Origin of the sequence: Hymenobacter amundsenii (assembly GCF_002204745.1) — a bacterium.
Lineage (GTDB): Bacteria > Bacteroidota > Bacteroidia > Cytophagales > Hymenobacteraceae > Hymenobacter > Hymenobacter amundsenii.
Genome location: NZ_NIRR01000043.1, coordinates 1 through 21,189, shown reverse-complemented (window position 1 = coordinate 21,189; position 21,189 = coordinate 1). Strand labels below are relative to the sequence as shown.

At 62.0% G+C, this 21,189-nt stretch carries 17 protein-coding genes; 10 read left to right on the top strand and 7 right to left on the bottom strand.

Annotation, left to right across the window (positions count from 1 at the left end; all coding sequences use genetic code 11):
* Positions 1-54 precede the first annotated feature (54 nt).
* From gldG to gldC, 4 genes are all read left to right on the top strand, one after another.
* Positions 55-1,782, top strand: coding sequence for a gliding motility-associated ABC transporter substrate-binding protein GldG (gene gldG / locus CDA63_RS17570; protein ID WP_242434733.1), 1,728 nt, complete (start codon positions 55-57; stop codon positions 1,780-1,782).
* Positions 1,783-1,807: 25 nt separating this feature from the next.
* Complete coding sequence (locus CDA63_RS17565) at positions 1,808-2,068, top strand: hypothetical protein (protein ID WP_126546925.1); 261 nt, start codon at positions 1,808-1,810, stop codon at positions 2,066-2,068.
* A gap of 103 nt (positions 2,069-2,171) precedes the next feature.
* Entirely contained in the window at positions 2,172-3,296 is a 1,125-nt protein-coding gene (gene dnaN, locus CDA63_RS17560) for a DNA polymerase III subunit beta (RefSeq protein WP_088465770.1), read from the top strand.
* Between the two features lie 156 nt (positions 3,297-3,452).
* On the top strand, positions 3,453-3,791 hold the full coding sequence (gene gldC / locus CDA63_RS17555) for a gliding motility protein GldC (RefSeq protein ID WP_088465769.1): 339 nt from the start codon (positions 3,453-3,455) through the stop codon (positions 3,789-3,791).
* A gap of 96 nt (positions 3,792-3,887) precedes the next feature.
* On the opposite strand, the gene CDA63_RS17550 is transcribed toward gldC, so the two are convergent.
* The 5 genes from CDA63_RS17550 to CDA63_RS17530 all read right to left on the bottom strand — a co-directional run bounded on the left by CDA63_RS17550 (position 3,888) and on the right by CDA63_RS17530 (position 9,613).
* Complete coding sequence (locus tag CDA63_RS17550) at positions 3,888-4,394, bottom strand: hypothetical protein (protein WP_126546924.1); 507 nt, start codon at positions 4,392-4,394, stop codon at positions 3,888-3,890.
* A gap of 151 nt (positions 4,395-4,545) precedes the next feature.
* Positions 4,546-5,082, bottom strand: a complete 537-nt coding sequence (dcd, locus tag CDA63_RS17545; RefSeq protein ID WP_088465767.1) for a dCTP deaminase — start codon at positions 5,080-5,082, stop codon at positions 4,546-4,548.
* Between the two features lie 98 nt (positions 5,083-5,180).
* Positions 5,181-6,050 (bottom strand): hypothetical protein, encoded by an 870-nt coding sequence (locus CDA63_RS17540; protein WP_126546923.1) that lies wholly within the window; start codon positions 6,048-6,050, stop codon positions 5,181-5,183.
* Between the two features lie 175 nt (positions 6,051-6,225).
* Positions 6,226-7,548 (bottom strand): glutamate-1-semialdehyde 2,1-aminomutase, encoded by a 1,323-nt coding sequence (hemL, locus tag CDA63_RS17535; protein ID WP_088465765.1) that lies wholly within the window; start codon positions 7,546-7,548, stop codon positions 6,226-6,228.
* A 160-nt stretch (positions 7,549-7,708) separates the two neighbouring features.
* Positions 7,709-9,613 carry an ABC transporter substrate-binding protein gene (locus CDA63_RS17530; RefSeq protein WP_126546922.1) on the bottom strand — a complete coding sequence of 635 codons (1,905 nt, stop codon included), beginning with the start codon at positions 9,611-9,613 and terminating at the stop codon, positions 7,709-7,711.
* Positions 9,614-9,977: 364 nt separating this feature from the next.
* On the opposite strand from CDA63_RS17530, the gene CDA63_RS17525 reads away from it, so the two are divergent.
* From CDA63_RS17525 to CDA63_RS17510, 4 genes are all read left to right on the top strand, one after another.
* Complete coding sequence (locus CDA63_RS17525) at positions 9,978-11,693, top strand: peptidase domain-containing ABC transporter (RefSeq protein WP_088465763.1); 1,716 nt, start codon at positions 9,978-9,980, stop codon at positions 11,691-11,693.
* Between the two features lie 195 nt (positions 11,694-11,888).
* A complete protein-coding gene (locus tag CDA63_RS17520) occupies positions 11,889-13,259 on the top strand; it encodes an HlyD family secretion protein (protein ID WP_088465762.1) in 1,371 nt (456 codons plus the stop codon).
* Positions 13,260-13,511: 252 nt separating this feature from the next.
* Positions 13,512-14,936 (top strand): TolC family protein, encoded by a 1,425-nt coding sequence (locus CDA63_RS17515; protein ID WP_165768369.1) that lies wholly within the window; start codon positions 13,512-13,514, stop codon positions 14,934-14,936.
* 166 nt (positions 14,937-15,102) lie between these two features.
* Positions 15,103-15,798 (top strand): DUF1361 domain-containing protein, encoded by a 696-nt coding sequence (locus tag CDA63_RS17510; protein WP_165768368.1) that lies wholly within the window; start codon positions 15,103-15,105, stop codon positions 15,796-15,798.
* A 2-nt stretch (positions 15,799-15,800) separates the two neighbouring features.
* On the opposite strand, the gene CDA63_RS17505 is transcribed toward CDA63_RS17510, so the two are convergent.
* A complete protein-coding gene (locus CDA63_RS17505) occupies positions 15,801-16,085 on the bottom strand; it encodes a DUF3817 domain-containing protein (protein ID WP_317044066.1) in 285 nt (94 codons plus the stop codon).
* A gap of 352 nt (positions 16,086-16,437) precedes the next feature.
* On the opposite strand from CDA63_RS17505, the gene dgt reads away from it, so the two are divergent.
* The gene (gene dgt, locus CDA63_RS17500; RefSeq protein WP_242434732.1) at positions 16,438-17,895 is read left to right on the top strand and encodes a dGTP triphosphohydrolase; all 1,458 of its coding nucleotides are present in this window, start codon (positions 16,438-16,440) and stop codon (positions 17,893-17,895) included.
* Between the two features lie 202 nt (positions 17,896-18,097).
* A complete protein-coding gene (locus CDA63_RS17495; RefSeq protein ID WP_088465757.1) occupies positions 18,098-20,203 on the top strand; it encodes a tetratricopeptide repeat-containing sensor histidine kinase in 2,106 nt (701 codons plus the stop codon).
* Between the two features lie 8 nt (positions 20,204-20,211).
* Here the strand turns inward: CDA63_RS17495 and CDA63_RS17490 are convergent, their stop codons facing one another.
* Complete coding sequence (locus CDA63_RS17490) at positions 20,212-21,108, bottom strand: AsmA-like C-terminal region-containing protein (RefSeq protein WP_088465756.1); 897 nt, start codon at positions 21,106-21,108, stop codon at positions 20,212-20,214.
* Between the last annotated feature and the right edge of the window lie 81 nt (positions 21,109-21,189).

The following is a 21,189-nucleotide window of genomic DNA, read 5'->3' as shown; positions in this document are numbered from 1 at the left end:
TGACAGCTGATAGCTATTGAACCTGATTTTGGACGTCTATTTCAAAAGCAATTTGTGAATACAGAACAAGAGTCAATAGCTAACAGCCAACCGCTAACAGCCAACAACAAACGCCGCGACCTGACGCGTTTCGGGCTGTTGCTGGGGGCGCTGCTGCTGCTCAACTTCTTGGGCAGCCTGTACTTTTTTCGGCTCGATCTGACGGAGGAGAAGCGCTACACCATGTCGGGCGCCACCAAGGAGCTGCTGGAGAAGCTGCCCCAGCCCGTCACCGTGACGGTGTATCTCGATGGCGACTTCCCGCCGGCCTTCCGGCGCTTGCAGCAGGCCGTGCGCGAAACCCTGAACGAGATGCGCGTATACGGCGGTGCCAACCTGCACTTTGTGTTCATCGACCCCTCGGCGGCCGGTACCGAGCAGGCCCGCAACGAAGCCTACCAGGCCCTGTTCAAGAAGGGGCTTAGTCCCACCAACCTGGGGGCCAACGAGAACGGCCAGCGCACCGAGAAAATCATCTTCCCTTGGGCCGTGGTAGCGGCGGGTGGTAAGGAAGAAAAAGTGCTGCTGCTACGTGGTAACCAGGCCGCATCCTCTGATGTGCGCCTCAACCAGAGCATCGAGGGACTGGAATACGAGCTGGCCAGCGCCATCCGTAAGCTCAGCCCCGGCCAGCGCCAGCGCATTGGCGTAGTGGAAGGCCACGGCGAGCTCACCAACCTCGAAGCCGGCGACCTGATCGGTTCCCTGAGCCAGTATTACGACGTGTTCCGGGTGAACCTGAGCCAGTCGAAGCCCGAGGTGCTGGCCACGCTCAGCGCCATCATTGTGGCCAAGCCGGCCCAGGAGTATTCCGAGGCCGAGAAGTTCAAGCTCGACCAGTTCATCGTTAAAGGCGGCAACGCCCTGTTTTTCGTGGACGCCATGCGCGTGAACCTCGACAGCGCCAGCCGGGGCGGCATGCTCGCGTTTCCCCAGAGCCTGAACCTCGACGACCTGCTGTTCAAATACGGCCTGCGGATAAACCCCGACCTGCTGCTCGATCTTAACTCCGGCGGCATCCCGCTCGTGACGGGCATGAACGGCGACAAGCCCAAGGTGGAACCCATGCCTTGGCAGTTCTATCCGCTCATCAACAAGTTTAGCCCGCACCCCATCACCCGCAACCTCGACGCGGTGTACACCAAATTCGTGAGCAGTATTGATACGGTGAAGGCCGTGGGCATCCGCAAAACGCCGCTGCTGTTCACGTCGCGCTACACCCGGGTGCTACCTTCGCCGGTGCCCGTTAACCTCAACGACGCCCGCCTGCCGCCCGATCCTAAGCTCTACAACACCCAGTTTAAAGCCGTCGGTTATCTGCTCGAAGGCCAGTTCCGGTCCCTGTATGCCAACCGCGCCGCGCCGGGCACCACCACCTTCCAGCCCGAAACCAGCCCCCAGGCCCGCCCCGCCAAAGTGCTCGTTATCTCCGACGGCGACTTCGTGCGCAACGAGGTGGATGCCAAAACCGGCCGCCCGATGCGCCTGGGCTTCGACCGCCTCGCCAACACCGAATTCGCCAACCGCGAGCTGGTCCTCAACGCCGTCGATTACATGCTCGACCAGTCGGGCCTGATCAGCGTGCGCGGCAAGCAAATCACCCTGCGCCCCCTTGATAAGCTGCGCGTCATTACCGAGCGCCGCCGCTGGCAACTCCTGAATCTGGGCGCGCCGCTGGTGCTGCTGGGCCTGTTCGGGCTGGTGCGCGCCTGGCGCCGGAAGCGGCGCTACGCCCGGTTCTGAGTAGTATAGGGGTTGAGAAGAAAAGATGCTCGAAGACCTTATCGGTGAAGGAATAGCAGAAGCCCTGTTTGGCAGCATTTTCCGAATGCTGCGGTCGGCGGTCGGCTTCCTATGCCTCTACCTACGCTACTGGCGGCCACAGCAGGTGCGCGAGCAACTGGCGCTACAGTACGGCAACCGATACGCCACAGCCGGGGCGGCGGCCCTGCGGGTGCTACTGCAGGCGCTGGCAATAGGGCTGTTGCTGGCTCTATGGATAGGAGGGGCCCTAGCCCTGATTTTCTGACTGGTCCGGCGGTGGTAGGGGTGGCCCGCTTTCATTAGAAAACCCCGCCCGCGTTGCCTATCTTTGCCTGCTACCCAAAACGCCTCTAACTCAACTGCCTCATATGAAGTTCATCGTCTCGTCTTCCGCCCTGCTCAAGCAGCTCCAGAGCATCAACGGCGTGGTTACGAACAACCCCGTGGTACCCATTCTGGAGAACTTTCTCTTCGAAATCGAGGATGGTAAACTGACGATTACGGCTTCCGACCTGGAGACGAGCATGATGACGGAGCTGCCCGTGGAAGCCCGCGAAAGCGGCCGCATTGCCGCCCCCGCCCGCATCCTGCTCGACACGCTCAAGAACCTGCCCGACCAGCCCGTGACTTTCACGCTGGACGAGGAAACCTACACCATCGAAATTGCCAGCTCCAACGGCCGCTACAAGCTGGCCGGCGAGAATGCCACCGACTTCCCCCGCGTACCGGTCGTGAAGGGCACGGCTCCGGTCGAAATGCCTTCGTCCACGCTGGCGCGGGCCATCAACAAAACCATCTTCGCGGTGAGCACCGACGAGCTGCGCCCGGCCATGACCGGCATTCTGGTGCAGCTGGCCGATAACCAGGTAACCTTCGTGGCCACCGACGGCCACCGCCTGTTGCGCTACCGCCGCTCCGATGTGGGCGCGGGCCAGACCAGCAACATCATCATCCCGCGTAAGGCCTTCAACCTGCTGAAGGGCGCGCTGCCCTCCGAGGCCACGCCCGTGCGCATGGAGTTCAACGCCTCCAACGCCTTCTTCAGCTTCAACCAGATGCGCCTGGTATGCCGCCTGATTGATGAACGCTACCCCGATTACGAGAACGTCATTCCGGTAAGCAACCCCAACAAGCTCATCATCAGCCGCCAGGAGCTGCTGAACTCGGTGAAGCGCATCAGCATCTACTCGAACAAAACCACCCACCAGGTGCGTCTGCGCCTGGCCGGTTCCGAGCTCACGGTGTCGGCCGAAGACCTTGACTTCAGCAATGAGGCCAACGAAAAGCTGGCTTGCCAGTACGACGGTGAGGACATGGAAATTGGCTTCAACGCCAAGTTCCTGCAGGAAATGCTCAGCAACATCGACTCCGAGGAAATTACCCTAGAGCTGAGCACGCCCAACCGCGCCGGCCTGCTCATGCCCACCACTCCCGACGACCACGAAAGCATCTTGATGCTGGTGATGCCGGTGATGTTGAACAACTACGTCTAATCACAGATGGTGCAGATTACGCAGATGCGGACGACGCCTGCACCGCTGTTTTAACTTTCGGTCAGCATACAGTTTCCAATTAGAATGATGAGCAAAGCGTAGAGGCGTAATAAATAGTCCGCATCTGCGCTATCTGCAACATCTGCAACATCTGTGATGAAGAAATCTGAAATCCGCTTCAGCATTGCCCTCGACGACCAGAAAGTACCCGAAGCCATCAGCTGGACGGCTACCGATGCGGGTCCTGACATCCACTTTGCTAAGGCCATCAATATCTCCCTTTGGGACCGTGACGAGGCGGGTACGATGAAAATCGACCTCTGGACCAAGGATATGCCCGTCGATGAGATGAAGCACTTCTACGTGGACACCATCGGAGCCATGGCCGAAAGCGTGCTCACGGCTACCAACGACTCGGTAATGGCCACTAAAATGCGTACCCTGTGCCGGGAGCTCATGGACCATATCGAGGAGGAGCAACGCAACCAGAAGTAACCGGTAGTATTAGCTTTAACAGCTGTCTATAATAACAGAAAGCCCCGCCAGCAACGTGCTGGCGGGGCTTTCTGTATAACTAAGGCAATCGGGGGGCTACTTGGTTACCGTGGTGCGGGCCGGGCCGATGGTAGCGCCTTTACTGCTAACCGGAGAAGGATCCTTCACCGACTTCACGAATGCATCGTTGGTAGTCTGCGCCTTATAGTCCATCGTGAACTCGTTGTACTCGCGCCGCGAACCGTAGTAGCTGCTGTACTGGTCGGTGCTGAGTACCGTTTGGAGCTCTTTATCGCGCTCTTTGCAAACGGCGTCGCATTGGTCCTTAATAAGCTTGCTGTCACCGTTGTTCTTTTGCAGAATGGCTACGATTTTGGCCTGCTTATCGTTGTTAATAGCCTGCAATCGGGCTTTTTGGTAGCCATTCAAGCGTAGGTCGCGGGTCATCTGGTAAGACAACTCGCGGGCGTGCTTTTGGGCGGGAGTAAGCTGATTAACAACTTTGGTTTCGTCTTTTACCACCACTAGGGGCGCACGTTGTTGGGCATAAACGCTGACGGAACTCAATAATATGACGGAGGCGAAGGCAAGTATCTTTTTCATGGGGGAGAATAGCGTGAGCAGATGGCTTTCTTGCTAACCAGGTTTCACGCAGGGCGCGAAAACCGGCAGTTGCTACTTCCCCTAACGAAAAACTATGCCAGGGAGTTTAATTCCGGGTGCTGCTTGTTAGGCACTTACCGCGTACGTGTGGCTAGAAGGCGTTCTTCCACATCATCGACTCCACTGGTTTTACGGTGCGCTCGTTGTATTTGGCGTTGGGCTTGTGGTTATAAAGGTTTTCCACCTCGCCTTCCACGGTGAAATAGATGAGCTGCCCCACCGGCATGCCGTAATAGATACGCACGGGCATCGACACGCTGATTTCCAGCGTCCAGGTGTTGCAGAAGCCAATATCGCCCTTGCCGGCGGTGGCGTGAATATCGATGCCGAGACGGCCGACGCTGCTTTTGCCTTCCAGAAAAGGCACGTGGGCGTGGGTTTCGGTGTATTCCTCCGTTACGCCCAGGTACAGGATGCCCGGCTCCAGCACGAAGCCGTCGGTGGGGATTTCGAACACGTCGATTTCGTTGTGCTTGCGGGCGTCGAGTACGGCGTCGCGGTAGGTGGCCAGGTAGCGACCCAGGTGCACATCGTAGGAGTTGGTGCCGAGGCAATTCCGCTCGTAGGGCTCGATAACGATGGTGCCCCGCTCAATTTCGGCGAGAATCTGCTGGTCGGAAAGAATCATGTGGTCAAGTAAAAATTAGGGGCGGAAAACCGGAAGTGCAATCGGGAAAACCGTCACAACCTGGCCTGCATGGGCAATTCGGCGCTTGTAGCTCTCCCTCAGCTTTCCTCTTCTTCCTCATACCGATCTTCGGGCAGGGTTGTGGCGCGGCGGGCGGGTTTGGGGAGGGGCTCCGGCTCGTAATCGTAGGCGGGCAGCGCGGCATCGAGGCGCTGGCGCAGGGTGGGCAGCACGCTGAGCGTGAGGTAGAGCAGCAGTAGAAACGAGCCGCTGGCCAGCATCAGGCTTAGGTAATCGAGCCAGTCGTGGCGGGCGGGCACATCGAGGGGGCGGGGGCCGGCGTAGGCGGGCGAAGAGGCCAGATCGGCTTCGGGTTGGGGCTGCGGGTCTTCGGCGACGGCGGCGGGGGTGGCCAGGGTAGCGGGGGCGGCCCCGTCGGCGGCGGGTGGCACGGCGGCTCCGTCGGCGGCTACCTCCTCGGCCGTGGGGTCTTGGGAGGCGTTGAACTGGGCCGCACCCTGCTTGATGACACGCTGCAAGGTGCGCACCAACGATACCCGCTCTTCGCGGGGCAGCACCCGGATAAAGAACTCGAAGTTGCGGTCGACCAAAATGCTATTAAGCTCCTTCTCGAACTCCTGTAAGTCGGTGCGGCCCTTGCCAAACTGACTCTTAAACCGTTCCGAAACGCCGTTGTAGTTGCGGAAAAGCTTCTTGAGATCTTCGCGGCCGAAGAAGTTATCGAACTCGCGCCGGGCCTTGGCCGAGCGCAGGCTCACCGGAAATTTGGCCCGGGTGAACGACTTGTCGTACACGATTTCCATGGTCCGGAAATTGAGTTCGTCTACGGTGCGGTCGAACAAGCGCTTATTGGCCTCGGCCGGATTGGCCGACTGGGCCCGCAAGGCCAGGGGCAAAGCGAGTCCCAGCAACAGAAAAGACAGCAGCAGCAGACGGAATCGGGGCATGTACATGCGGTTGGTTGCCGCAAAGGTCGGGTTTTTAAGGATTAGTTGTTAGCCGAGAGAACGTCATTGTGAGGGAAGCGCAGAATCGCGCCCGTCGAAGTAATTTCCTGCGATAGGATTACTTCGGCACGCGCGATTCTGCGCTTCTCTCACAATGACGCTCTTTCCCTAATCCTTACAGCCCGTGGGCCTCCTTCATCGACTCGCGGCAGGCCGTCAGATAGACGTCTACCAGCTCGTCGGTGATGGATGTGCTTACGAACAGGGCTTCGTAGAGGGCGGGAGCCAGGTAGATGCCGCGGTGGAGCATGGCCCGGAAGTAGCGGCCGAAGGCTTCGGTGTCAGACTTCTTGGCGTCGTCGAGGTTGGCAACGGGCTGGTCGGTGAAGAAAACGCTGAACATCGAGCCTACCCGGTTCACGGTGTAGTTCAGGCCCAGCTCCTGGCAAATCTGGCGGGTGCCGTCGGCGAGGCGGGCCGTAATACGGTCCAGCTCGGTGTAGAGCTCGGGGTGCTCCTGCAGGTAGGTGAGTTGGGCGATGCCGGCGGCGGTGGCAATCGGGTTGCCCGAGAGCGTGCCCGCCTGGTAGACCTTGCCGGCCGGAGCTACCTGGTCCATGATATCCTGACGGCCGCCGTAAGCGCCCACCGGCATGCCGCCCCCAATGATTTTGCCCAGCGTAGTAAGGTCGGGCTGCACGCCGTAGAGCTCCTGCGCGCCGCCGCGGGCGAGGCGGAAGCCGGTCATTACCTCATCAAAAATGAGCACGATGCCGTGCCGGGTGCACAACTCGCGCAGGCCCTGGAGGTAGCCTTCGGCTGGCTCCACGAGGCCCATATTACCTACCACCGGCTCCAGAATAAGCGCCGCTACCTGGCCTTCGTTGGCTAAAACCAACTTCTCGGCGGCGGCCAAATCGTTGTAGGGGGCCGTGAGGGTGTCCTGGGCCACGCCCTGCGTGACGCCGGGCGAGTCGGGCGCGCCCAACGTGAGGGCACCCGAGCCGGCCGCAATCAGAAACGAGTCGCCGTGGCCGTGGTAGCAGCCCTCGAACTTGATGATTTTGTCGCGCCCCGTGTAGCCCCGCGCAACCCGAATGGCCGACATCGTAGCCTCGGTGCCCGAGTTCACCAACCGCACCTTTTCAATGCTGGGCACCATTTGCTTGATGAGCTCGGCCATTTCGACCTCGCGGCGCGTGGGGGCCCCAAACGAAAGCGAGTATTCGGCGGCGGCCCGCACGGCGTTTACCACGAGGTCGGGGGCGTGGCCCAGAATCATCGGGCCCCAGGAATTAATGAAATCCAGGTACTTATTGCCATCCACATCGGTGAGCCAGGCGCCCTTAGCCGACTGCATGAACACCGGGTGGCCGCCCACGGCCCGGAATGCCCGAACCGGCGAGTTCACGCCGCCCGGAATGTGACGCTGGGCGCGGGTAAATAAGGAGTCGGAAGTAGTGAGGTTGAGCGTAGGGCTGTCGGAAACTTGGGACATGTGGTTCAACTATGCGGAACGTGGATAATGGGGGGATGCGCCGAATGAAGCAGGAAATACGGGAAGCGGAAAGCAGGCAGTCCTACGCCGGGAAGGCGTAGATCGACCCGCGTTTACATTTGCCGCGTTCAAAATTCATTCTGCGCATCAAACAAACAACCTACCGGAAGCCCACTGGGTTCAGGACTTCTACTTCAAGGCGCTCCAGCTTCGTGATGGGCACGTACTGGTTGTCGTGGGCACCCTCGGGGTAACCAATGCCCTGGAAGACTGCTCCCGAAACCGGTCCGCCATTGGCCAATGGCTGTTGGAAGGCGGCGCCGTACTGGTGAAGCTGGTTGCCGAAATAGTAAAGCAACTCGAAGCCTGAATAAGTAAATACCGAGGGCGGCAGGTTGAACTGCTGGGTGTAAAGCTGGCGCACCCGGCGCACGCCCGCGTTAGTGCGGTCGAGGTATTTGGGGTTGAGGAAATAGATGTCGCGGGAGTCGAGCTGGTCGAGGCTGAGACGGTTATTGGTGAGCCAGGACGCGTAAGTGATAAGCGGCGGGCGGGCGTTCTGCACGCGTAGCGCCGAGAGGGTGTACACGCCTGATTTAGGATTATCGGATGCTACGACCAGGTGTCCGATGGTTTTCAGGTCGATGCCCGCAAAGCCGGCGGCCAGAGAGGCTTCGTCGTCGGATTTGAGGCTGCGCAGCTGCAGTACTTTGCCGCCCAGCGCCTCGTAGGCCTGCTTGTAGGCCAAGCCGAATGCCTCTTCGTCGTTGGTGTCTTCGTAGAGGACGACGGCCGTGCGGGGGCCGCCCAGGCGGGTGTAGGCGAACTGGGCCGCCTGCCGGGCCTGGGTGGCAGTGCTGGGCTCGAACAAGTAGTGCCAGGCATTGTCGAGCACCAGGCTGCCATCCTGCGAGAGGGGGTTAACTACCGCAATCTGGTGCTGCTGGGCGTAGCGGGCCAGGATTTTGGAGCCCGACTTGTACACCGGCCCGATGAGCAGGTCCATACCGGCCAGCTCGGGTAGCGTCAGCAACTGCTTGAGCTGGATGGTATCGGCCCCGGTGTCGTAGGCAAACAGCTGGACCGGGTGGCCCTCGCGCTGCAACGAGTCCTGGGCCAGGCGCAGGCCGGCGTAGAGGTCGGTTACGAACTGGTTGCGGCGGCGCTTTTCCCAGCTTGGGTCGTTGAATTCGAAGGGCAGCAGCACCCCAATGTTATAAGAGCTTTTTTTGGCGGCCCCCAGGCGGGGCGTGTAGGCGTTGCGGTTGAGCCCAAACTGGCCGATGAGCTGGTCGAGTTGGCCTTGGTCGGCGGCCGTGTACCAGCCCCCGCCCACCAGCTTGTCGGCGTAGGTGCGGGCCAGGGCAGCATCCTGAGGGTAGTCTTTAAGGAGACGCTGGAAAGTCCCTTTCTCGGCGATGCGCGGCAGGTAGGCGGCTTCCATATTGGCCCGTTCCGGGGCTAGGGTGCCTGCTTGCAGGCTATTGAGCACCTTCAGGGCGTTGTCGTAGTCCTGCTGCTCGAACGAAACCTGGCTTTGCAGGAACAGTGCTTCGGGCAGGCCGGCCCAACTAGGGTAGCGGTTGCGCAGCAGGTTGATCATCTGCTCGGCCTCGGCCCATTTCTTGGCCCGGCTGGCCGCTACGGCATAGAGGTAGGCCGCTTCGGGGGCCCGCTCGAACTTGGCGGCCGGTAGCGTAAGCGGTTCCAGCTCCTGCATAGCCAGCGCGTAACGTCCCTGCTCTACCAGAATCTTCCCGTTTTTGTAGCGCAGGTTCTGGTCGGCTGAGCCCAGGCCGGCGGGTAGGGGTGGGGTAGGGGCAACTGGCTTAGCCGGGGCCATCCGTTTGGCTGGGGCAGCGGGTTTGGCCGGGGCAGCAGGTTTGGCGGCGGGCCGGGCTGGCGTGGTGGCGGCCAGCTTCGGGGCCGGCGTTGGTGCGGGCTTCGGGGCCAGCCGGGTTGTGGCCACGCGAGCCGCCGTGGGAGCAGGTTTGAGCTGGGCCCGGGCCGGCAGGGCCGTCGCGACGCCCAGCAGCAGGGCAAGCAAAGCGGAAAAGGACCTCATAAACCAGGCAAGCAGGGAAAAGCAGGAACAAACAACTGGGCCCCCGCAGTACCGTAATTGGTGCGCCGGGCCGGGCAAAGGTACGGAGTCGGCGCCGGGAAGCTACGGTAGCGCCCCGCCAACCGGTGTTGTGGGGGTAGAAACTCAACCGGTCCTCAAGCCGAATTTAATGCGTTATTAAGCTGGCTTTAATCAAAGTTTAAGCTCGATTTAACGCCGTATTAAGACGGTGCTGCTCTGGCAGCGGTACCTTTGTGGGACTGAAAAACGGCTTTTTCTGGCTGCCGCGCGGAAATTCCTGGCCCACTTCGGGCAACGGCCATTACTGTTTCGGGGCAGCGGCTTTTTTGGCATTTCTCTGTTTATGGCTTCTACTTCCTCTCCCGCCTCGCTTACGCCCGTTCAGCGCCTGTGGCAGCTTATTGGCTCCGAGCGGCGCGACATCACCTACCTCTACGTGTACGCCACCCTCACGGGCCTCATCAGCCTCTCGCTGCCGCTGGGCGTGCAGTCGGTTATCGGGTTTGTGAGCAGCGGTAGCGTCAGTACCTCGCTGGTGGTGCTGATTGGCTTTATCGTGTTCGGCACCTTTGCGGTGGGAGCGTTGCAGGTGATGCAACTATATCTGGTCGAATTCATCCAGCAGCGGCTGTTTGCGCGGGTGAGTTTCGATTTCGCCGTGCGCCTGCCGCGGGTGCGTACCGAGGGACTCGATGGCCAGTACCTGCCCGAGCTCATGAACCGCCTGCTTGATACGCCCACCCTGCAAAAAGGCCTTTCGACGCTGCTGATTGAGTTTTCGGCGGCCGCCCTGCAAATCCTGTTCGGCCTGATTCTGCTCTCCTTCTACCATCCCATCTTCATCGCCTTTGGGCTGCTACTGGTGGGGCTGCTGGTCCTGCTGATTCGCTTCACCGGGGGCCACGGTCTCGAAACCAGCTTGGAAGAGTCGAAGTACAAGTACCGGGTGGTGGCCTGGCTCGAAGACGTGGCCCGCACGGTGCACACCTTCCGGCACCCGCCGCGCCAGAAGCTGGCCCTGAGCCGCACCGACGACTTGGTAGGTGGCTACCTCACGGCCCGCCAGAACCACTTTAAGGTGTTGCTGACCCAGTTCTGGGGCTTCGTGGCCTTCAAAACGCTTATTACGGCCGCGCTGCTCAGCATCGGATGCTGGCTATTGATCAGTAAGCAGATCAACATCGGTCAGTTTGTGGCCGCCGAAATCGTGATTATCCTCACCATCTCGGCCGTGGAAAAAGTGTTGCTCAAGCTCGATGTAGTGTATGATGCCCTGACGTCGCTCGACAAAATCGGCCACGTGCTCGATTTGCCAGTGTTACAGCCTCATACGGGCACTCAGGAGCTGCCGCTGGCCACCAACCGCACCGGCCTGCGAGTGGAGCTGCACGAGTTGCGCTACCAGTATCCCGACAACCCTAAGCCCACCTTCCAGGATGTGTCGCTGACGCTGGAACCGGGCGAGCATCTGGGCCTGGCCGGCCACGATGGCTCGGGCAAAAGCACGCTGCTGAGCGTGCTGGCCGGCTTGCTCGATGATTATACCGGTGTGGTGGCCTACGACCGGCTGCCCCTGCGCGATTTGGCCCCGGCCACGCTGAGCCGGGTGCTGGCCGACAATATCTCGCATCAGAGCCTGTTCGAGGGCACCCTGCTCCAGAACTTAACCCTCGAACAGCCCGGCATCAGTGCCGACGACGTGGCCTGGGCCCTGGAGCTGGTGGGCCTGCGCGACGACCTATACGCCCGTCCGCAGGGACTGAACACGCTCGTGGGCGCGGGCACCCCGCTCTCCGACAGCATCCGCCAGAAGTTGCTGCTGGCCCGCGCCCTCATCAGCCGGCCCCGTCTGCTGCTGCTCGATAACCCATTGCTGAACGTAGCCCTGCCCGAGCGCCAGCGCATTCTGGCCCGCCTGCTGGCGCCCGACCAGTCCTGGACCGTGCTACTGTCTAGCAACGACCCCAGCGTATTGGAGCGCTGTCCCCGCCTTGCCCTGTTACGCGAAGGCCGCCTGGTGGCCGAGGGCGACTACGAAACGGTATCGAAGCTGATGTGAATGGAGTGAGAGCTGCAAAAAGAGCGGTGTCATGCTGAGCGAAGGCGGCGCCGCAGTCGAAGCATCTCTATCGCCTCGTTGCAAAGCCAGTTGATTAGTCAGAGGTAGAGATGCTTCGACTGCGGCGCCGCCTTCGCTCAGCATGACAGCTGATTTTGTTCATCTATTCTTCCGCCACCCCATCACCCAAATCCAATGCCCTTCGCCGAACACCCCCTGGAAGAAACCAACCCGCTGACGTCCGGCTTCCGCTCGTTTCGGCGGGTGCAGACGCCCCGGGCCGGCCGTACGCTGGCCCGCTGGCTGGGCGTGCTGGGCGTGCTGGTGCTGGCGGCCGGCTTCCTGCCCTGGACCCAGAACATCCGCTCGACTGGCACACTCACCACTTTGCGGCCCCAAGACCGCCCTCAAACCGTGCCCAGCACCATTGGAGGGCGCATTGCTCGCTGGCACGTGCGCGAGGGCCAGAAGGTGAAAAAAGGCGATACGCTGGTGACCATTACCGAAATCAAGGAGAAGTACTTCGACCCCCAGCTGCTGGAGCGCACCCGTGAGCAGCTGGCCGCCAAAATATCATCTCTGGAACAGAACAAAGGCAAAACCGTGGCCCTCGGCGACCAGCAGGACGCGTTGCGTAGTGGCTTGGCCGTGAGCCTCGACAAGGCCCGCAATAAAGTGGCCCAGACGCGCCTGAAAGTCAACTCCGATGAGGCTGACTTGCGGGCTGCCGAAAACGATATTGCCATTGCCACCCGCCAGCTGGCCCGCCAGGAAGAGCTCTACAAACAGGGCCTCAAGAGCCTCACCGAGCTGGAGCAGCGCCGCCTCAAGTTCCAGGAAAGCACGGCCAAACGCCAGGGCGTAGAAAACAAGCTTGGGGCCTCGCGCCAGGAGCTCACCAACTCCCAGCTGGAGCTAAGCTCGTTGCAGGCCGAGTACCAGGACAAGCTGGCCAAGTCGGAGTCGGACCGCCGTTCGGCCGTGGCTTACCAGTTCGATTCGGAGGGCCAGATTGCCAAGCTGCGCAACGAGCTGGCCAACCTCAGCATCCGGGCCGGTTACTACCACATTCAGGCCCCGCAGGATGGCTACATGGTGCGGGCCCTCAAGGAAGGCATTGGCGAAATTGTGAAGGAGGGCGAGGCCATTGTGTCAGTGATGCCCATTTCGCCCGAGCTGGCCGCCGAGCTGTACGTGCAGCCCATGGATATTCCGTTGTTAAGCGTGGGCCGCAAGGTGCGCCTGCAGTTCGATGGTTGGCCGGCACTGGTATTCAGCGGCTGGCCGGGCACGAGCTTCGGCACCTTCGGGGGCCGGGTGGCCGTCATCGACAACATCGACTCCCAGGGCCAGTACCGCATCCTCGTGACGCCCGACCCCGAACTAGAGGCCTGGCCCGCTCCGTTGCGCGTGGGCTCCGGCGTGTATGGCTGGGCCCTGCTCGACAACGTACCCATCTGGTACGAACTCTGGCGCCAGCTCAACGGCTTCCCACCCGACTTTGTAGGTGCCCCGACGGCTAAAAGCAAAGACGGCAAGGCCGATACATCGGCTGATGAATATTAAAAGCGGCGGGCTGTGGCCCGTCCGCTAACTCTTGGAGTGAGCTAGCGCTAGAAACTAGCTCCCCTTCTTGGAAAGGAGGGGCTGGGGTGGTTGATCTGTTGAACAATCATTGGAAACTAGCGCTAGTCATCGTTCTATCAGCATCAACCACCCCCAACCCCTCCTTTCCAAGGAGGGGAGCTAGTTTCTAGCGCTAGCATAGTACTGTTTCCTATGCCCTTCCGACTTTCTCTTTTCCTACTCCTCACTTGCTTGGCTGCCTCCGTAAGCCGCGCCCAAACGCCGCTGGCACCCCCGGTGCCAGTGGCCGATTCGGGCCGTGTATTCACGCTCACGGATATGCTCACCTACGTGGCCCTGCGCCACCCGGTGGCCCGGCAGGCGGGGCTGCTGCCCGAGCGGGCCCTGCAGGAGGTGCGCTATGCCCGGGGGCTGTTCGACCCCAATGCCACGAGCAAATATTACGGTAAAACCCTCAAGGGGAAGGAGTATTTCCACGACTGGGATACCCAGCTGCGGGTGCCGGTCTGGTACGGGTTCGAGGTGAAAGCCGGCTTCGAGCGGGGCACGGGCACCTACATCAACCCCGAAAATTTCACGTCGCCGGCCGGCCTGAGCTATATCGGCCTCTCGCTGCCGCTGGCCCAAGGCTTGTTGATTGACGAGCGGCGGGCGGCCGTGCGCCAGGCCCAGGCCCTGCAGGGCCTGGCCGAAGCCCAACGGCGCGGGGCCCTTAATAAGCTGCTGCTGCAAGCCGCCAAGGATTACTGGGACTGGAGCCTGAACTACCGCCAGCTGGAACTGCGCCGCCAGAACGTGCTGCTCGGCGACGTGCGCTTCCGGGCCGTGCGCCAGCGCGTGCTGTTCGGCGACCTGGCCGCCATCGATTCGGTGGAAGCCCTAGGCGAGCTGCAAAAGCGCCAGGCCGAACTCAGCCAGGCCCTGATGGAGTTCGGTAACGCCACGCTGGTGCTCAGCAACTACCTCTGGGATGAGCTGCAGCAACCCCTGAACCTGCCCGCCACGGCCCGCCCCCAGCTGCTGCCCGGCCCCGCCGACTGGCGCAACCTACCCCCCGATTCGGTGGCCGCCCTGGCCGTGCTGGCTCAGCAGATTCATCCGGAACTGCAGAAAAGCCGGGCTAAGCTCAGCCAGCTGGGCGTGGAGAATCGGCTGCTGCGTAACAAGCTGCTGCCCAAACTTACCCTCGACTACAACCTGCTGCAAGCCGGCCAGCCCTTCAGTCCTGAAAAGCCTGCCAACCTGAGCGGGAGTTACCTCGAAAACAACTACAAGCTGGGCGTGAGCTTCGCCTACCCTTTGTTGCTGCGCCAGGAGCGGGCTAAGCTGCAGCTCAACCGCCTCAAGCAGCAGGACACCCAGCTGCAGTTGCAGCAGGACACCCGCGAAATAGAAACCGGCGTGCAAACCGTGGCCAACAACTGGCAGGCCCTGCGCGAGCAGCTGGTGCTGCAGCAGCAGGTGGTGCAGAACGCCGAGCGCCTGCGCCAGGGCGAGCAAATCCGCTTCGAAATAGGGGAGAGTTCGGTGTTTCTGCTCAACTCCCGCGAAGCCAAGCTGCTGGAAGCCCGTCAGAAGCTGTCTGAGCTCCAGGCTAAGTACGCCCAAACCCAGGCCACCCTACGCTGGGCTGCCGGCGGAATTGTGGAGGAGTAACCGAGCAACATAAAGAACGTCATTCTTCGTCCTTGGCTTAATGCGCCACATGCTCTGAATGACGGTTCTTCTGGCCGAAAGAGAATACATGCCTGCTGACTTCGTGAAACGACACGCGAAGTGGAAGTTTTACGCTACAGCCCACAAAATTTCCGTACTTGGGTGTATGTCGATGTCTGTTGCTACCCTGTCTCAGCCGCAACTGCGGCAGCGCCTGCACCTGCTGCTGGTGCTGGGGGCTTCGTTGGCCCTAAGCGTGGGGCTGATTGCGTTCCGGGTGCTGCTGACTCACCGGATTTCCTTTGTTTTCTTGCTCTGGAACCTGTTTTTGGCCCTTATTCCGTTTGGGCTGAGCACGATGCTGGGCCTGAGCGCCGGGCGGCTGCGGGCCCGGGTGCTAGTGCCGGTAGGGGTGGCCTGGCTGCTGTTCTTCCCCAACGCCCCCTACATGCTCACCGACCTCTTCCACCTCGAACCCCGCCCCGGCGTGCCCTACTGGTACGATCTGGCCCTGATTCTGAGCTGCGCCTGGAATGGCCTGATGCTGGCCTACGCCTCCCTCACCGACATGCAGCAGCTCGTGGCGCGCCGTCTGGGTACGGGCGCGGGCTGGGCCTTTGCCACGGTGGCCCTGCTGCTGAGCAGCTTCGGCATCTACCTGGGCCGCTACCTGCGCTTCAACAGCTGGGACGTGCTCACCAACCCCATCACGCTGTTCTACGATATCGTGAGCCGCATTCTGCACCCCACGGCCCACTCCGGCACCTGGGGCGTGACGCTACTTTACGGCGTATTCTTGCTCATTGGCTATGCCACGGTGCGGCTGCTGGGCCGGGTGGGGCACCAGCGGGAAGCGGCGTAGTGCTAAGCCTGAAACAGGCGCTTGTCGGCCCAGAAAGGGCCGAAAGGTATTACGGAAGCCAGCAGGGCCAGCCCCACCTTTCGGGCCGGCCAGCTTAGCGCCAGCGCGTTTTGCAGCACCAGTAGCACATAGAGCACGAACAGCACCCCGTGCGCCATACCCACCGGCCGTACGGCGGCGGGCTGGTGGGCCAGGTATTTGAGGGGCATGGCAATTAGCAGCAGCACCAGAAACGAGGTGCCTTCCAGAAACGCAACCAGCCGCAGCCAGCCCAAAGAAGTAGTCAAAGATCCAAACATAGTCAAACAACAACAGGGTAATCGGCCTGGAATTCGGCGTACTGGCTCACCAACACGATGCCGAGCCAGCACGCCGAACCGCGAAATTACGCATACAAATCGGCGGGAAGGCGTTAAGCGTCGCCACCTCTGATCAGGCGCTACCCCGGCTGCGTGGCGGCTGCGGTTTCGCGAAACTGCCGTTGGAGGACAACGTGCGGCGGGAGCAAGACGGTTGTGGGTAGTGAGGCCCCGTCGTTGGGGGTGGTTTTACGTATGAACTGCAAGGGGTTGGCTGAGCCGCCGGACCGACGCGGGGAATAGTTGCGCCCGACCTCCGAAAGCTCTCTGGCTCTTAGATTTGCTGTCCTTTACTCCCGCCGCCATGCTCCACCTCACGCCTCCCACCGACGACGACGACAATGCCCCCGCCATGCGCTGGGCCCAGCTGCTGAGCCGCCGCCGCTACCCCGAGCAGCCCCAACTGCACGTCGTGACGGATGCTGCTCCGGTGCGCGGGGCCTTTGTGGCCGACTACGACCGGGTGGTGTTCAGCTCGGCGTTTCGGCGGTTACAGCGCAAAACCCAGGTCATGCCCCTGCCCGAAACTGACTTCGTGCACACCCGCCTGACCCATTCGCTCGAAACGGCCTGCGTGGGCCGCTCGCTGGGCCGGCTCGGGGGCCGGCTGCTGCTCGAAGAAACCGAAGGCTTGGCCGCCGAGTTGCCTCACCTCGACGCCGACTTCGGCGACATTGTGGCTGCCGCCTGTCTGGCCCACGACATCGGCAACCCGCCCTTCGGCCACTCGGGCGAAGACGCTATTTCGGCTTACTTCCGCTCGCCCGCCGCCGAACCCTTCGTGCGGATGCTGAACCCCGCCCAGCGAGCCGATTTGCAGCACTTCGAGGGCAACGCGGCCGGCTTTCGGGTGCTCACCCACACCTACCCCACCCACAGCAGCGGCTCGGCCGGGTTGGGCCTGACCTATGCCACGCTGGGCGCCTTCAGCAAGTACCCGCGCCCGTCGGTGGTGGCCGAAACCGACCTTACGCAGGCGACGGCCAGCGAGAAGAAGTACGGGTATTTCCAGACCGAGGCCGCACGGTTCGAGGAGGTGGCCCGGGAGTTGGGGTTGCTCGCCAAACCGGCCGGCACCGACGTGGCCGGCTTCTACCACCGCCACCCGCTGGCCTTTCTGGTCGAAGCCGCCGACGACATCTGCTACCGGATCATCGACTTCGAAGACGGCCTGAAACTGGGCCTGATTCCGTGTGATAAAGGCCTGGCGCTGCTGCGCGATATGCTTGGCGACGCGCCCGGTCGCCGGGGCTCGGTGGAGTGGCGCGACTGGCGCGAGGAGCTGGGCTACCTGCGGGCGCGGCTCATCAACCGGCTCGTGCAGCAAACGGCCCGCCGCTTCGCCGACCGCGCCCCCCAGCTCCTACGCGGCTACCTCGACGAACCGTTGGTCCGCCAGCTCGATTGCTGGGAGCAGCTCCAAGAGGTGCACCGCCTCACGGTGGAGCACCTGTATCAGAGCCGCCCGGTTCTCGAAATTGAGGCCGCCGGCTTCGAGGTGCTGGCCGGTTTGCTCGACGCTTTTCTGCACGCCACCTTCGACCCCCAGGGCAGTGCCCGCTCGCGCAAGCTGGGCCAGCTACTGCCCGAACAGTTCCGGGCCACCGGCCCCCAGCAGGGCGCGGCGGCCTACGAGCAAATCATCCTGCTCACCGACTACATCGGTGGCCTCACCGACCAGAATGCGCTGAGCCTGTTCCGCACCATTCGGGGAATTGATTTGCCCAAGGGATTTTGAAAAATCAGCCTGGAATGTATGGATACTCAACGAAAAAATCGGCCAGCTGACACTAGATAGAGCATGACCGTTTTCAGGGGTTCAATAGCACCCGTAGCTAAGTATGCACACGCTTTAGGTAGCTTATAAAAAGATGGGTCCGGAAATTCTGTGCTGCGTAGTGCGAGGCCGGTAGCAGCGCTATATCTTCGCAGCTATATTTATGGTTGATCCGCTGCTGTCACTGCGCATATGGTTCTGCATTGGTCTGGCCTTGCTGCTGGGGCTGCTGCCTGATATTGCCTTTCCGGCCATTCCTGCCCCCGATACAGCCCATATCAACCAGCTCAACCGCCTGGCGTTCAAGCTACGCTCCTCCGACCCGCGCCAGTCGCGGGTCCGGTTCGAGGAGGCCGCCGCGCTTGCGGGCCGCTTGGGCTACGAATCGGGGCAGGCCCAGGCCTGGCTGGGGCTGGGCTTCTACTACCGCAAGCGTAACGAATACGGCCCGGCCCTAACCTTCACGCAACGGGCCGCGGGGCTATTTGAGCAGCAGCACGACTCGCTGAACCTGATTGCCGTTGGCTATAACCTGGGCTACATTTATTTCGGCCAGGGCAATTACGCCCAGGCGCTGGCCAGCGCTCAGCGGGGGCTTAACAGGGCCGAAGTGCTGCATAACCACAAATGGCTGGTGCTCACCAACGCGCAGTTAGGTTTTATAAGCACCGAGCTGGGAGAATACGGCCAGGCCCTGAGCTACCTGGAGCAGTGCCTGGCCCTGGCCCAACGAACCCACGATCAAAGCGGGGTGGCCCAGGGGTTGCGCGGCCTCGGTGACCTATATCAGGCCCAAAACCAATGGACTCAGGCCCACCAGTATTATAGCGAAGGGGCCGCGCTGGCCCGCCGCCTCGGCGACCGTCCGGGGCAGGTAGTGCAGGAAATATATATGGCCGATATGGCCGAGCGCCAGGGCCACCCCGCCGAGGCCCTGCGCTACGGCCGCCATGCCGGAGCCGAGCTGCGCCGCCTCGATGCGGTGGGCTACCTGCCGCTGCTGAACTTAGTGATGGCCCGGGCCCAGCTCCACCTGCGGCACCCCGACAGCGCCCTCTACTACGGCCGGCCCGGGCTGGAAGCCAGCCAAGCCAGCGGGGTAAAGGAGAACATCCGCGACGGCAGCGCCGTGCTGGCCGAAGCCAGCGCCCGGCTTGGCCGCTTCGCCGATGCTTACCGCTACCACCGCCTCTATGCCGCCTACCGCGACACGCTCAGCAGCCGCGCCCTGATCCGGCGCACGGCGGCCCTGCAATATGGCTACGAGCTGGCCCGCCAGCAGGCCCGCATCGGCCAGCTGACCCATACCACGGCCCTGGTGCGCCAGCAGAACCGCCAGCAGCAGTGGCTACTGGTGGTGTCGTTGGTGGGGTTGGGGCTGGTAACGGGCCTGAGCGTGGTGCTGGGGCGAAACTACCGGGCCAAGCAGCGGGCTTACGAGCTGCTGGCCCGCCAGCAAACCGAGCTGGTGGCCACCCAGCGCCAGTTGGTGGCGGCCGAAAAGTGGGCCTTCGTGGGTGAGCTCTCGGCTGGTATTGCCCACGAACTGCAAAACCCGCTCAATTTTATGAACCGGCTGGCAGCCGTCAGCAACTCCCTGCTGGCCCAGGAAACAACCCTCGTAGGCGAGCCGGCCGGGAGCCCCGCCGCCGACGAACTGGGCCAGGAAATTATGGCGGGCCTGCGCCGGAACCTGCACGAAATCAGCCAGCACGGGCAGCGGGCTTCGTCCATTATCAGCAGCATGCTCAGCCACGCCCGTACGGGGGCGGTCCTGTTGCCCGCCAATATCAACACGCTGGTGGCCAAGCAGCTGCAGTTGGCCTACGAAGGGCGGCCCGAATCAGCCTGGATATTAGCAGACACGGTGCCGCACTTGGTGCTCGAATCGGCGCTGCCGCCGGTACCGCTACTGGCCGCCGAACTGGAGCGGGTACTGCTCAACCTGTTCACCAACGCACTTTACGCACTGGCCGCCCGCGTCCGGCAGGCGGGGCCCGGCTACGTGCCCGAGCTACGCGTGAGCACCCAGCGGAACGGGGCGACAGTTGAGGTACGGGTGCGTGACAACGGGACCGGCATGCCTCCCGCCGTACGGGAACGTATTTTCGATCCTTTCTTCACTACTAAACCCCTGGGCGAGGGTACCGGCCTGGGGTTGTCGCTGGCCCACGACATCATCACGAAGGGCCATGGCGGCAGCATTCAGGTAGCATCGGAAGAAGGCGAATTCACCGAATTCACGCTGGCATTGAAGGTCGATGAGTGAGCGGAACGTCACTCATTCACCAACTCACTCATCGGCCAGAGGTTGGTGCGCGACGAGGGCTGGCGGAGCAGGCGCTCGTACTCTTCCCGCAGCTCAGTTTGCTGCTGCTGCTGGTCTTTTTTCTTGAAGAGCCGGACCTGGTAGCGGCTGCCGGCGGCGCGGTGCAGGTGCAGGTAGATCAGGCCCCGGCTGCGCCGCTGGGTGGCCTCGCCGCTGCGAATGCGGGCCACGCGCTTGCGGTTATTGCCGAACAGCGTTTGCAGTGGGCTCAGGCCTACGTAGAGGTCGGCGCGGCCGTCGAGGCCGTATTTGCCCGACACCTGCAAGTCGGTAAGGTTGCTGCTCAGGTTAAGCTCAGGAATCAGCACCAGGCCCCGGTCGAGCAGAAAATCGGCCTGCACGGGCTCGAAGTACAGGTGGCCCGTGCGGCGCGGACTCAGCATGCCCGTGGCCTGGGTGAGGGCCTCCACGTCGAGCAGTTCCAACTCGCGCAGGTCGGCGTGAACGAAGGCGCGGGTGCGGGCCACCTGGGGTAGGAAGGTGGCCCCCAGGTCGGTCTGGATGTCGGCTTCGGCCCGCATGGTGCCGCGCACGTTGTCGGGCCCCAGCACATCGAGGCCCAGTGGGGCAGCCAGCGCGAATAGCTGGGGTAGTTCTACGCCCAGCAACTGCATCTGGGCCCGCAGCGGGTGGTGGCTGGCCCCAGAATCGGTCCAGAGCACGCCCCGCAGCTCCAGCTTGCCCCCGAACGCCTCCACCGAACAGTCTTCGAGGCGGGCGCGGCCGGCTTCGAGCGACGTCAGCAGTTCGAAGTTGTTGCCCCGCAGCACCCCGTAGTGCATCTGGTAGGCCGTTACGTGCACCTGGCCCGTAATGGTGCCGTCGAGGCTTCCTCTTCTAAACATCAACTGATAATGCTGGCGCTGGCGCTGGCGTTGGTAGCCGGGTTATTTCTGTTGCCGAAGGTGATTGTGAAGCCGAAGGAG

Coding starts and splice junctions, on each gene's coding strand:
- CDA63_RS17565 (WP_126546925.1), top strand. CDS start 1,808: ATGCTCGAAGACCTTATCGGTGAAGGAATAGCAGAAGCCCTGTTTGGC.
- dnaN (WP_088465770.1), top strand. CDS start 2,172: ATGAAGTTCATCGTCTCGTCTTCCGCCCTGCTCAAGCAGCTCCAGAGC.
- gldC (WP_088465769.1), top strand. CDS start 3,453: ATGAAGAAATCTGAAATCCGCTTCAGCATTGCCCTCGACGACCAGAAA.
- CDA63_RS17550 (WP_126546924.1), bottom strand. CDS start 4,394: ATGAAAAAGATACTTGCCTTCGCCTCCGTCATATTATTGAGTTCCGTC.
- dcd (WP_088465767.1), bottom strand. CDS start 5,082: ATGATTCTTTCCGACCAGCAGATTCTCGCCGAAATTGAGCGGGGCACC.
- CDA63_RS17540 (WP_126546923.1), bottom strand. CDS start 6,050: ATGCCCCGATTCCGTCTGCTGCTGCTGTCTTTTCTGTTGCTGGGACTC.
- hemL (WP_088465765.1), bottom strand. CDS start 7,548: ATGTCCCAAGTTTCCGACAGCCCTACGCTCAACCTCACTACTTCCGAC.
- CDA63_RS17530 (WP_126546922.1), bottom strand. CDS start 9,613: ATGAGGTCCTTTTCCGCTTTGCTTGCCCTGCTGCTGGGCGTCGCGACG.
- CDA63_RS17525 (WP_088465763.1), top strand. CDS start 9,978: ATGGCTTCTACTTCCTCTCCCGCCTCGCTTACGCCCGTTCAGCGCCTG.
- CDA63_RS17520 (WP_088465762.1), top strand. CDS start 11,889: ATGCCCTTCGCCGAACACCCCCTGGAAGAAACCAACCCGCTGACGTCC.
- CDA63_RS17510 (WP_165768368.1), top strand. CDS start 15,103: ATGTCGATGTCTGTTGCTACCCTGTCTCAGCCGCAACTGCGGCAGCGC.
- CDA63_RS17495 (WP_088465757.1), top strand. CDS start 18,098: ATGGTTGATCCGCTGCTGTCACTGCGCATATGGTTCTGCATTGGTCTG.
- CDA63_RS17490 (WP_088465756.1), bottom strand. CDS start 21,108: ATGTTTAGAAGAGGAAGCCTCGACGGCACCATTACGGGCCAGGTGCAC.